Genomic DNA, 11,988 nt, shown 5'->3' with positions numbered 1-11,988 from the left:
CGCATGGGCCTTTGGCCTTGGAGATTCTCGGGATCAGGCCGTCGCTTCCTCGGTTTCCTGGGTATAGGCCACCATGCCGCGAGGAATGTACCTGCCTTCGCACTGGTCCAGATACTCGCCCGCCTTGGCGCGCGGGTTGTAGAACTGCTTGTACCAGATGCGGGCCTTGAGGAAGGCTCCGTCGCTGGGGATGAACAGAGGGTTCAGGCAGGGCGCCTTCTGAGACCAGACTTCGAAGTCCTGGGCAAAGGCCAGGCGGCTGGCTTCCTGGTACTGCTTGGCTGCGACTTCGTCAGCCTTGGTGGGCAGGCCGCCATGTGCAGTCTTGACCAGCAGGTTGTGCCAGACCTTGATCCTGCCGTCCTCGATGGGGGTATGCATGATCATCATGAAGGAGTTGAACATGCCGCTGACCTTGGAGACCAGGATGGCGGGGCCGTGGTACCAGGTGTCGGTGTGCAGATCGGCGCTGGCGCCGCCTTCGCCCACCAGGGTGCGATGGCCGCCGCACTGGCGCTGGATGGCGTTGTGGCCCTTGAACTCGTTCTCGAAGCGCGCCACGGTGGAGCCGTGGATGGGGCTCAGATGACCATAGTCGGCAATATTGTCCACGACCTCCATGGGATGCTGGTTCAGCTCGCCCAGGTAATCCCACTGGCCGTTGACATAGGTCTCGTCACTCCAGTCGCCAAAAGTGGGCAGATCGTAGTCGGGCTCGCCGCCTTCGGGATCGAACCAGACCCAGATGGCTCCGTACTGCTCGACAACCTTCCAGCTCTTGACTGCGGCCGCGGCCGGAATGGCTCCGTCGTGATAGGGGATGTGGTTGCACTTGCCGTCCGCTCCGAAGCGCCAGCCATGATAGGGGCAGCGGATGCCGTCGCCTTCCACATTGCTGCCGCCTCCGTCGATCACCACATAGCTGGTGGCATTGGGCGCTGCCAGATGCGTCTTCATATGAGGGCAGTAAGCGTCCAGCAGCACGACCTTGCCGCTTTCGCGGCCACGGTACAGCGCGAAATCCTGGCCGAAGAAGCGCACGGCCACGGGCTTGTGGGTGTCGAGCGCCTTGGCCTCGGAAATCATGAACCAGCCACGTGGGTAGGTGAATTCACCGAGGCGGTAGTCCTTCGTGGTTGCCATTGCAGAGGTCTCCGTATTTAGTTTTGGACGGATGAATCTTCTGGCAAGCGGCGTTGCCGCGCATACTCTGTTTGGACGAGTGAAGGCGCGGCTTTGATCTGGCTCAAACCGCACAGGGTTTGCCCTTGCTTGGGTGTTTGCGCACGCTTACCTGCTGCTCACGTGGTCGCAGCCACGCGCTCTTTGTGAAGTGGTTGCAGGTCAATCATGGTGTGACTCTTGGCCAGTGGCAGAGCGTCTTTCTCAGTGCCCAGCCAGAACAGTGCCGCCGCAATTTCTTCGGGGGTGGAGGCACCATAGCGCTGAGCCAGCAGGCCATCGTCGCCCAGCGTGGCCTTGACGGCCTCGGTCGTCACCACGCCGGGGTTGACGCTGAAGGCGCGTACATTCTGCTGCTTGTACTCGGTGTTGATGCAGCCGGCCAGGCGCGCAATGGCGGCCTTGGAAGCCCCGTAGGCAAAGCCCCAGCCGCCCTGGTCGGCCGGCACGGGCGGGTTGTACTGGCCCGCAGCCGAGCACACATTGATGATGCGGCCGCCGCCTTGTGCCGCCATGGCCGGCAGCAGGCGCTGAGCCAGATGGAAAGGGGCGATGACATTGCCCAGCATGGAGCGCTGCAGCGACTCGGCCGTTATCTCGGGGATCAGATGGTTGATCTCGCGGTTCTGGTAGACGGCGTTGTTGATCAGCAGATCGACACGGTCAAAGCGTTTCAGCACAGCGTCGGCGGCCTTGTCCAGGCTGCTCAGGTCCATCAGGTCCATGACATGCGGAAACACCTCGCCGCCAGCGGCCTCAATGGCCTTGGCTGTGGACTCCAGGCTGCCGGACAGAAGCTGGCCGCCTGGCAGGCGCAGCTGGTTTTCCATCTGCGCACCGTCGGTCAGCGTGCGGGCAGTGATGGCCACGCGCCATCCCTTGATGGCAAAGAAGACGGCGGTTGCAGCGCCAATGCCGCGGCTGGCACCGGTGATGAGAACTACGGGTCGGCTCATGAGAGTCTCCAATTTTTGATGATCAGGCGGCATTCATCTGTAACTGCTGCAGGCGCTGCTTATAGGGGCGGATGGCCAACGCGAAGAAAAGCGAAGTGATGACTAGCAGCGAGGTCACGCCCATCAGCGCCCAGCGCAGGCCTTCGGAGCCGTGGGTCCGGGCAAAGTAGTCCGACAGAATGCCGGTTACCAGCGGCCCCAGGCCCACGCCCAGCAAGGTCATGAAAAGATTGAGAAGTGCCGAGGCGACGCTGCGTTCGGCTGCAGTCACCATCTGGCTGACGGCGCTGTATGAGAGCGTGGCAAACCAGCTCGCAAAAAAGCCGAACAGCAGGGCAAATGCCATGGCATAGGGGACCTTGATGCCGGCAACCGTCCAGAAGTCGGATACGGGCCAGAAAAACACGGCGACGCCTGCAGGCACGGCGCACAAGGTGCCCATGGCAGCCAGGCGCAGCTGCCAGCGCGAGTCGCGCTGGGTCAATCTGTCGCTGAGCCAGCCGCAGAACATGGCGCCGAACACGGCACCCAGGCCGCTGGCCAGGCCGAACACCAGGCCGGCGTGAGAGATGCTCATGCCGTGAATGCGCATGAAAAAGCTCGGCGCCCAGACACCGTAGCCATAACCTGCAATACCGGCCACGCCGCATGCGATGCAGATATAGCGCAGCGACGCCATGCCCAGCAGGCGCCTGAGCTGGCGAAACATGGATTCGCGCGGAGCGCTGTCTTGAGCGGCGGGCTTGATGCTTTCATAGGCGCCACGTGCCGGCTCCTTGACAAAGAAATACACCAGCAGCGCAAGAATCACGCCCGGAATGCCAAAGGCGAGAAACACGGAGCGCCAGCCGTAATGCTGGGCCACCATGCCGCCTATGACCAGTCCCAGCAGCGTTCCCAGGTTGGGGCCCATCATGAAAAGACTGATGGCAAACGAACGCATCTTGGGAGGATACAGGTCCGAGACTATGGACACCGAGGGCGCCATGCCGCCGGCTTCGCCCACGGCCACACTCATGCGGGCCAGCAGCATGTGCCAGTACTGGGTGGCCACGCCGCAGGCAGCGGTGGCAAGGCTCCAGATCCCGCAGCACAGGGCCACGATGTTGCGGCGGTTGCGGGTGTCGGCCAGACGCCCCACAGGCACACCCAGCATGGCATAGATCAGACCGAAGGCCAGCCCCGTGAGCAAACCCATCTCGGTATCGGAGGCGCCGAATTCCTGTTTGACGGGCTCCAGCAAAATAGACAGAACCTGTCGGTCAATGAAGGAGAAAATATAGACCAGCGCCAGCAGGGCGAGGCTGAGATGAGTGCGCCAGCTGACGGCGGGAGGCGGGGTTTGATGGGTGTGCATGCGCTGCATCGTGCGAGGGGCCTAGGGTTATGCCATCGTCTTTTTGGACGACGACCACGAAATCCGGAGGTCTGAGCATGTGCCTTCCGTTCATGGCTTTCAAGAGAAATATCGAGGAGACAAAATGACCCAGACGAATTCGTCCATCGGCATTCGCCAGCTGCTGGACATGCAAAAACAGGCCTTTATCGAAGAGGCTGCGGTCGGCGCCGATGTGCGCATGCAGCGCATTCAGCAAGTCATCGACATGCTGGTGGAGCACAAGGAGGAACTTTGCCAGGCCATGGGCGAAGACTTTGGTGGCCGCCCCGCCGTGTTCTCGCTGGCCAATGACATTCTTGGCTCGCTCTCCTCGCTCAAGCATGCACGCGATCACCTCAGGGACTGGCTGGGTGACTCCGAACGCCCCAGCGTCAAACCCTTTGACATGTTTGGCGCCACGGCCTGGGTCAAATACCAGCCCAAGGGCGTGATCGGCATCATCGGCACCTGGAATGCACCTCTGTTCACCTTGCTGTCGCCGCTGGCCTGCGCGTTCGCGGCGGGCAACCGGGCCGTGCTCAAGCCCTCCGAAATTGCGCCGCGTACGGCCCAGGTGCTGGCCGAGGCCGTGGCCAAGCGCTTTGATCCCCAGGTGCTGGCCGTGGTGCAGGGAGGCCCCGAAGTGGCTGCGGCATTTGCCGAGCAGCCCTGGAATCATATGGTCTTCACGGGCTCCACCAGCGTGGGCAAGCTCATCATGGCTGCCGCCGCCAGAAACCTGGTGCCCGTGACGCTGGAGCTGGGTGGCAAGTCTCCCGTGCTGGTGGGTGATTCCGCCGACATCGCCAATGCGGCCGAACGCATCGCCGTAGGCAAATCGCTCAACTCCGGCCAGCTTTGCGTGTCACCCGATGTGGTCTGGGTCCATGAATCGCGCCTGCAGGCGCTGGCCGATGGCATTGCCTCGCAATACCAGGCGCTGTATCCCTCGGTGACAGGCAACGCAGACATGACGCCCGTGATCAACGAGCGCCACCACGCTCGTGTGAAAGCCTATGTCGATGATGCCAAGGCGCGCGGTCTGACCGTGCTGGAAGTCGGCGCCGCGCAAGCCGGCGCAGACCGCCGCCTGCCGCTGGCGCTGGTCGTCAACCCGCCAGCCGAAGCCGAAATCTCTCAGCACGAAATCTTTGGCCCGGCCGTGGTACTGCGCAGCTTCCTGAACATCCGCGACGCCGTGGCCGCGATCAATGCCGGTGAGCGCCCGCTGGCCCTGTACTACTTCGGCAGCGACGAGACGGAGCAGAACTGGGTGCTGGACAACACGCTGTCCGGCGGTGTCTCCATCAATGATGTGGTCATGCATCCGGCGCTGGAGGATGCGCCGTTTGGCGGCGTGGGCGCTTCGGGCATGGGCCACTATCATGGCCGCGAGGGTTTTCTCGAGTTCAGCCATGCCCGCTCCGTCTACAAGGCCGGCAACCACGACCCGCGCCGCGAGTGGGGCATGCTGCCGCCCTACAACCCGCAGTTCGAACAGATGCTGCAGGCCGCAGTCACCCCCTGAGCCGCTGTGCTTCGCTGAGGAAGACGACAGCCTCGCTGCGGGGCAGCTTTGGCCCTTGCTCGCTGTCCCTGATCTGGACTTTGCCTGATTCGCGGCTCTGCCCTGGTGCAGCGCTATCCATTTCAAGGGCTCAATTCTTGCGTGTTGACGCAAGCTGCAGGGGCTGGCCATGGGGCTTGTCCCATGGTCTGTTTGGCTGATGCCCTGAAAGCGTTTCGTACAGAGCATGGGCGGGTCTGAACGCAATCATAGGAAGAGACATGAACGAGATTTTTCGCCAGTTTTCGCTGGAGGGGAAGGTGGCCGTGGTGACCGGCGCGGGCAAGGGTATCGGTCGTGCATGCGCTGTCACGCTGGCGAAGGCCGGTGCCGATGTGGCGCTGTTTGCGCGCACCGAGGCGGATCTGCAGGCCGTCAAGGCCGAAATTGAAGCGCTGGGCCGCCGCGCCATTGCCGTGCAGGGCGATGTGAACAAAGAGGAAGATCTGGACAAGCTCATCGTCCGCACTGTGGAGGAGCTGGGCAAGATCAATGTGCTCATCAACAATGTGGGCGGTGGCGGCCCCAACGACCCGCGCAAGGTGGCGGGCAAGGCCGTGGGCGACATGCTGGCCTTCAATGTGGTGCCTGCATACACGCTGATCCAGAAGGCGGCTGCGGCCATGGAAGCTGCGGGCGGCGGAGCCGTGGTCAATATCTCGTCGACGGCGGCACGCTACTCGCAAAAGTACTTCAGCGCCTATGGTGCAGCCAAGGCCGCTCTCAACCAGATGACATGCTGCCTGGCGCAGGACTTCGGTCCCTGGGTGCGTATCAACGCCATCGAGCCCGGCACCATCATGACCGATGCACTGGCACCGTTTCTCACGCCGGATCGCAAGGAGCGCATGGAGAAAACCACACCCATGGCACGCATGGGCCAGCCCGAAGACATTGCCAATGCCGCGCTGTTTCTGGCCAGCCCCGCATCGAGCTGGGTGACTGGCAAAGTGCTGGGGGTGGACGGAGGTGTGGAAGCTCCCAACTTCTGAGTCTGATGGCATCGCTCAGGCGGGGCCGACCGCTTCGCGCAGAAAAAGGGAGCTTGGGCTCCCTTTTTTATGCACGCCTGACGATGTCGCTTGAGCCGAGCCGCAGCATGAGTCGAGCCTTTGCGTTTCCGGTCAAGAGCAATTGCAAGGTCTGCAAGCTGCTGCCCTCCGGATGACGTGGCTGCTGTGCGACGGCGCTCTGGTGTGGCTTCAGCTTGTCGTCGCCTGAGGGCCGGCCTCGGTCATGCCCTGGAGCGGATTTGCTCCTGCATCAGGTCCACGAAGGCTTTGACCTTTGCCGGTCGGAATCGTGCAGTCGGGAACACGGCATGAACGCCCCCCGATGGCAGCGACCAACTGGGCAGCACCTGTATCAGCGCGCCGCTCTTCAAATCATCGGCCACGGCGAAGTCGGGCAGTACCGACAAGCCCGCCCCATGACGCACGGCTTCGCGCACGGCCAGTGTCGCATCAAGCGAGATCGCAGGGTGTACCGTCACGCTCTGGCACTCCAGCTCGCTGCGCGAGAAGCTCCAGTTGCAGGGTTCACGCAAGGCCGTGTTCGCGACAAAGGGCAGCTCGCTGATGTGCTGTGGCTGTTTGAGCTGCGTCACTTGCCGGCGCAATGAGGGAGCGGCGACCAGCAATTGCCTGAAGCTCCCGATCTGACGGGCCTGCACATTCAAGTGGGAAAGCCAGCCGACGCGGATTGCCAGCTCGACCTGCCCCGACATCAGATCAAGCGGCTGGTCGCTGAACACTGCGTCCACCTTGCATTGGGGATAGTGCCGCGTGAACTCGGTGATGGCTGGCACCACTGCCGTGATGCCATAGTCCAGCGGGGCGGTCAGACGCAAGGTTCCCGAAGGCTCGGCCGCCACTTCCCCCAGCTCGTCGAAAGCATCGCCCGCTTCCTTGAGGATGGATGCGCAGCGTTGATAAAAGATCCGGCCTGCATCGGTGGGAACGACCTTGCGGGTGGTGCGGGTCAGAAGCGTCGTGTGGAATTCGCGCTCCAGCCTTGCGACCTGCTGGCTGACCACGGCCTTGGTGATGCCCAGCCGGTCCGCAGCAGCCGTGAAACTGCCGGTTTCCACCACGGCCGCGAAGTAGGCCAGGCGCTTGAGATTGGCAAGCCTGCCGGCGACGGATTCTTCTAAATTGTTTGCCATTGACATACAGTTTATCTATTCGATCAGGCTTTTTCTGTCAATGCTTTGTTCCTACGATCACGGTATTGAAGCAACGGAGCCCTCGGTGACCAAGACCCTGCATTACGTATTCGACCCTCTGTGCGGCTGGTGCTACGGTGCCGCCGCAGCGGTGGCGGCTCTGGGTAAAGTGCCTGAGGTCGAACTGCGGCTGCTGCCCAGCGGCCTTTTCGCAGGCGCGGGTGCACGTCTCATGGACGATGGCTTTGCCGCCTATGCCTGGAGCAACGATCAGCGCATCGAGCGTCTGACGGGCCAGCGCTTTAGCGAGCGCTACCGCAGCCATGTGCTGTCGGATCGTCAGCAACTGTTCGACAGCGGCCCGGCCACTCTGGCGCTGAGCGCTGTCAGTCTGTTCACCCCAGAGCGTGAGCTTGACGCCCTTGAGGCCATTCAGCATGCCCGCTACGTCAATGGCGAGGACATCACGCAACCGGACACGTTGAGGGCCGTTCTGCAGGCCCTGGGGCTGGAGCAGGCTGCTGCAAGCCTGCTCCGGTCCGATGGCGAACTGCTGGCTGCCAATCGCGCCCGCATCGAAGGCGCAAAGGCGCTGCAGAGCCAGCTTGGCGCGCGTGGCGTTCCAAGCTTCATCCTGGAAACCAATGGCCAGCGCCAATTGCTGAACTCCAGTGCCGCTTACTCCAGCCCGCAGGCCTTTGCCGAGCAACTCAGCGCGGCCTGAACCTTTCGCGTCTGACCCCTGCCATTCTTGAAATTCACTGAAGGACCATCATGATGAATCGCCGAGACTTTGTTCAAACCGCCGCCGCTGCCGGCATCGCCACGGGCCTGGCTGGTTGCGCCGCAGCTGTGAGCGGCCATTCCAGGCTGCAATGGAAGCACTTTCCCGCAGGCGACAAGGGCTTTTTCCGTGCGCCCGTGCTGCTATCGGGCGACAGGGAGGCCATGCTCATCGACGGCGGCTTTTCCCTGCCGGACGGCCGTGCCGTGGCCGAAGTCATCAAGGCATCGGGCAAGCAGCTGACCACCATCTACGTTAGCCAGAGCGACCCGGACTATTACTTCAGCCTGGGCCCGATCAAGGCAGCCTTCCCCGCTGCCAGGGTGCTGGCCGCCTCCGACACCATTGCCGCCATCCGCGCCAACGTGCAAAAGAAGATAGCTACCTGGGCGCCCCAGCTCAAGGAGAACGGTCCGCAGAAGCTCGTCGACATCGTCTTTCCTGAAGCCTATGACGGCCCTGCGCTGATGCTGGAAGGCAACACCATCGAAATCGTCAAGGCACAAGGACTGGAGAACCGCCGCTACCTGTGGGTTCCCTCGCTGAATGCGGTCTTCGGTGGTGTGCTGGTCTTCTCGGGACTGCACGTGTGGACGGCCGATACCCCGACGCCTGCCTCCCGCGCCGCCTGGGTAAAGAACCTGGAAGCAATCGCCGCGCGCAATCCGTCCGTGGTCGTTCCGGGCCACCTGGGCGCCCATGGAGCGCTGGATGTTTCGGCCGTGAACTATACCCGCGAGTATCTGCTGGCCTTCGAGCAGGAGCTGGCCAAGGCGGCCAACGGCGACGCGCTGATTGCAGCCATGAACAGGCGCTACCCTGACGCCGGCCTGGCCGCCGCGCTGCAGATCGGCGCCAAGGTGGCCATGGGTGAGATGAAGTGGGGCTGAAGCCCGGGACGCACACCATGACCACCAATCTGGATATCGTCCGCGCGACCTACGAAGGTTCGTCCGAAGAGAACGCCAGGAATCTGCTGGCGGCACTGGCGCCCGATGCCAGATGGACCGAGGCCGCCGGCTTTCCCTATGCTGGCACTTATGTCGGCCCGCAGCAGATCGTCGCGGGCGTGTTCCAGCGGCTGGCGACGGAGTGGGACGGCTACAGCGCCAAGGTCCATACCTATCTGGCCGATGGCGATCGTGTGGCAGCCTTTGGCGTCTATTCGGGAACCTACCGCAAGACGGGCAAGGCGATGACGGCGAGCTTCGCTCACCTGTACCGGCTTAACGACGGCAGGATCACGAGCATGGAGCAGTATGTGGACAGCCACCTGGTGCAGCAGGCGTTGCTGGCCTGAGCGCGACGGAGTCCTGTCATGAGCGAAGTCAATGCCAAGTTGCAAGCCATTCTGTTGCTGATGCAGGCCGGGCAATGGAATGCCGCGCACGATGCCGTGCAGCGGCATGAAGGCCTGCTCGCAGCCTGGCTGCACGGGCTGCTGCATCTGCAGGAAGGCGATCTGGAGGACGCCGAGAACTGGTATGAGCGGGCCGGCCTGCGCTTCAGGCAGCGCGGCACACTGCAGCAGGAGCTGGCCCGGTTCGAAGCGGCGCTGCGCGCTCGGTCCGGCGCGTGAACCCGAGGCCGGCCGTCCGAGAGCCGGCCTTTTGGCGGCAGAGCTGGAAGCCTCATCCCAGTGCCTGCCTCGCAAGATGCGCAACGGCCAGCTGCCTGTTGGCCCTGGTGCGCTCTCCGTCCTCCAGGAACCAGGCTGCCGACAAAGCGGCGTGAGCCATAACCCATTTGAGTAAACGCCGACGTTCCAGCCCCGTGACATTGATGACTACTGCAAGCTGCCGCGCGAAGCGCCCCGGGTCGGTGCAAGTCTCCAGGTCGGGGTTGCACAGCACGCTAACGTAGTCGTAGTACCGCTCACCTGTGACGCGCTTTGGATCTATCGCCAGCCATCCACGTCTGTCGAAATCGAGTATGTTGCCATGGTGCGCATCGCCATGCAGGACGACAGGCTCGCGCTGCTCATTCAGCAACTCAGCTGCCACCGTTGCGCATTCGGCCATCAAGCCGCCTTCCTGCTGCGCCATCAACGCGAGTGACCTAAAAAAATCCGTCAGCGTCAGCAGTTCTTCAGGTGGTGCGGAGGATCTCTTTGAATGCAGTTGCTCGATGGTGTGGCAGATACAGCTTGTCGCTGCATCATCTTCGCCTTCTCTAGCCATGTGCAGCAAATGCTTGGAGCCGGTTGCGCGCTCCATCAGTAGCGCTCCTGAATCTTGGTCGCAAGCATAGACTCGCGCTGCTCCATTGCCGTCCCACCATTGAAGCACTCTGCCGCCGATGCGCTCGTCAAGGTTTCGCGTGATCTTGATCATCGCTGGAAGATCTGCCAAGTTCCTTGCAAGGATGACTGGCAGAAGGTCACTTGTATGAGTTGTGAAGGGGTCACCAGCCGCCTTCGCACTCCAGCGGTGGAGATGGATATCAAACAGGTCGAGGTTGGGCATCTGGCTGATTTTCGAGCTAACTCATGCAATCCGAAGGTGTGGTGCGGTATCCAATGTCCGCTGACGACTGTGGCTTCAACTGCTCAATGCAGCTCCTTGACCGGGGCTCCGGAGTGTCGGGCATGCCTATCAAGGCTGGCTGGGTGGTGTGCTCAATTTCTCCGGCATTACTTTCTTCCGGTGCTCAAGCCAGCTTCCGCAAGCAGCCAAGGCCATGCTACGGACATTGGTTGCCCTGAAAGGTCCCCTCGACTTCTGAGCAAGGGTCTTGTCCAGAGGTTTAGTCCTCGCTCTCACGCGGGTAGCCTGCGTCTGCCCAGCGCTGTGCAGAGGCACGGGTGAGACTATGGTCCGGCCGGACTCGTACCCTGGCCAATTCGCTGCCGTCCGCCGCGGTGGCAGTGAGAGTCGCCGTGGGATTGTCCTCATCGGGCTCAATATCGAGAGCTACCGTCACGCGCAATCCGCGCACTTCAATCTGTATGGCTTTGTGCAACAGCGCCGCCTGGTGCTGCTCATGGCGACGTATCACTTCGCTGGCAGTCTTTACCAGCGTGTTGAAGGCCGACACGTCAAGAGGCTTGGGATTCTTCTTGTCGCGCCCCATGGTCCATGGGCCGACCAGAGCGGGTTCCGCCTGGCCGTCTTGGGTCATTGACACTGCCCAGCCATCGTCGTCTTCATTCTTGATGACGCGGGCTTCCCAGCCCTTGTGGTGCCAAAGGCGGTCTTCGAAGATGGATACGTCTTCTGGTTCGAGTTCTGCTGGCATGTCTGGACTTTTCCTGGAGCTATCAAGTCCAAAGTCTACTGTTTCTTTATACAGTTTGTGAGGCTGGGTTTATCTCAAGCTTGGGCGCTGTGGGCCATGCCTGCCCTGACCAGGTCGATGCGGAGGCCGGCATTGGGCAAGACCGTCCAGGTTGAAAGCAGCGGCTGCATTCGAGCATCGAGTCAACCCAAAGCCACCATCAATTGACGAACCTCATTCGTCCATTTGGAGTGAGAGACTACAGTTCATGGCTATACACGATGAAACCGCTATGTTTGGCTAATTTGTCGTAGAGCGCTCGGCCGGCTTCATTGGTTGCTTGTGTTTGCCAATAGACGCGATTTGAGCCAGCCAGTATTGCTTGCTTATAGACGCTGCTGATCAGGGCCTTGCCAACTCCAAGCTGACGCCTTTTCGGGGCCGTGAAAAGATCCTGCAGATAGCAGACCGGACCAAGTCTCGTAGTACTACGGTGAAATATGTAATGAGCTAGGCCAACCACTTCTCCTGCATCTTCAGCGACCAGCGCAAATACAGGTTCGATGGGATTGAAGAATCGCTCCCAGGTCTTTTGGGTAATTTCCTTCGCCAGTCCGGTAGCTCCGGACCTTCCATAGAAAGCGTTATAGCCATCCCAGAGCGAAAGCCAGGCTTCAAAGTCATGTGGTTGGACTTCTCTTACTACTACAGTTGTTGCAGCGTCACTTTTAGACATGGGAA

Annotated in this window: 13 protein-coding genes; 6 read left to right on the top strand and 7 right to left on the bottom strand. The window is 61.5% G+C overall.

Annotated elements, in window-relative coordinates; all coding sequences use genetic code 11:
* Positions 1-33: 33 nt before the first annotated feature.
* From EIC84_RS19055 to EIC84_RS19045, 3 genes are all read right to left on the bottom strand, one after another.
* Positions 34-1,143 carry a Rieske 2Fe-2S domain-containing protein gene (locus EIC84_RS19055; protein WP_004341262.1) on the bottom strand — a complete coding sequence of 370 codons (1,110 nt, stop codon included), beginning with the start codon at positions 1,141-1,143 and terminating at the stop codon, positions 34-36.
* Positions 1,144-1,301: 158 nt separating this feature from the next.
* Entirely contained in the window at positions 1,302-2,138 is an 837-nt protein-coding gene (locus EIC84_RS19050) for an SDR family NAD(P)-dependent oxidoreductase (protein WP_004341260.1), read from the bottom strand.
* Between the two features lie 22 nt (positions 2,139-2,160).
* Positions 2,161-3,495 (bottom strand): MFS transporter, encoded by a 1,335-nt coding sequence (locus tag EIC84_RS19045; protein WP_231879603.1) that lies wholly within the window; start codon positions 3,493-3,495, stop codon positions 2,161-2,163.
* A gap of 124 nt (positions 3,496-3,619) precedes the next feature.
* Between EIC84_RS19045 and EIC84_RS19040 the strand changes: the two genes are divergently transcribed.
* Positions 3,620-5,044 (top strand): coniferyl aldehyde dehydrogenase, encoded by a 1,425-nt coding sequence (locus EIC84_RS19040; RefSeq protein WP_004341256.1) that lies wholly within the window; start codon positions 3,620-3,622, stop codon positions 5,042-5,044.
* 260 nt (positions 5,045-5,304) lie between these two features.
* Positions 5,305-6,075: an SDR family NAD(P)-dependent oxidoreductase gene (locus EIC84_RS19035; protein WP_004341254.1), complete on the top strand. Its 771-nt coding sequence runs from the start codon at positions 5,305-5,307 to the stop codon at positions 6,073-6,075.
* Positions 6,076-6,317: 242 nt separating this feature from the next.
* On the opposite strand, the gene EIC84_RS19030 is transcribed toward EIC84_RS19035, so the two are convergent.
* Positions 6,318-7,253 (bottom strand): LysR family transcriptional regulator, encoded by a 936-nt coding sequence (locus EIC84_RS19030; protein ID WP_034363655.1) that lies wholly within the window; start codon positions 7,251-7,253, stop codon positions 6,318-6,320.
* Positions 7,254-7,332: 79 nt separating this feature from the next.
* Between EIC84_RS19030 and EIC84_RS19025 the strand changes: the two genes are divergently transcribed.
* From EIC84_RS19025 to EIC84_RS19010, 4 genes are read left to right on the top strand one after another with little or no spacing between them, the layout of a single operon-like run.
* Complete coding sequence (locus EIC84_RS19025; RefSeq protein ID WP_004341251.1) at positions 7,333-7,971, top strand: DsbA family protein; 639 nt, start codon at positions 7,333-7,335, stop codon at positions 7,969-7,971.
* A gap of 50 nt (positions 7,972-8,021) precedes the next feature.
* Positions 8,022-8,921: an MBL fold metallo-hydrolase gene (locus EIC84_RS19020; RefSeq protein ID WP_004341249.1), complete on the top strand. Its 900-nt coding sequence runs from the start codon at positions 8,022-8,024 to the stop codon at positions 8,919-8,921.
* Between the two features lie 17 nt (positions 8,922-8,938).
* On the top strand, positions 8,939-9,331 hold the full coding sequence (locus tag EIC84_RS19015; protein WP_004341247.1) for a nuclear transport factor 2 family protein: 393 nt from the start codon (positions 8,939-8,941) through the stop codon (positions 9,329-9,331).
* A gap of 18 nt (positions 9,332-9,349) precedes the next feature.
* Positions 9,350-9,610: a hypothetical protein gene (locus EIC84_RS19010; RefSeq protein WP_004341245.1), complete on the top strand. Its 261-nt coding sequence runs from the start codon at positions 9,350-9,352 to the stop codon at positions 9,608-9,610.
* 52 nt (positions 9,611-9,662) lie between these two features.
* Here EIC84_RS19010 and EIC84_RS19005 read toward each other — a convergent pair whose 3' ends face one another.
* The 3 genes from EIC84_RS19005 to EIC84_RS18995 form a co-directional block, all read right to left on the bottom strand.
* Entirely contained in the window at positions 9,663-10,496 is an 834-nt protein-coding gene (locus tag EIC84_RS19005) for an aminoglycoside phosphotransferase family protein (protein WP_004341244.1), read from the bottom strand.
* Positions 10,497-10,776: 280 nt separating this feature from the next.
* Complete coding sequence (locus EIC84_RS19000) at positions 10,777-11,268, bottom strand: hypothetical protein (protein ID WP_004341242.1); 492 nt, start codon at positions 11,266-11,268, stop codon at positions 10,777-10,779.
* Positions 11,269-11,506: 238 nt separating this feature from the next.
* Positions 11,507-11,983 carry a GNAT family N-acetyltransferase gene (locus EIC84_RS18995; RefSeq protein WP_004341241.1) on the bottom strand — a complete coding sequence of 159 codons (477 nt, stop codon included), beginning with the start codon at positions 11,981-11,983 and terminating at the stop codon, positions 11,507-11,509.
* Positions 11,984-11,988 lie beyond the last annotated feature (5 nt).

Source organism: Comamonas sp. A23, from assembly GCF_004522605.1.
Taxonomy (GTDB): Bacteria; Pseudomonadota; Gammaproteobacteria; order Burkholderiales; family Burkholderiaceae_C; genus Comamonas; species Comamonas thiooxydans.
This window is presented reverse-complemented; position numbering and strand designations above follow the sequence as displayed.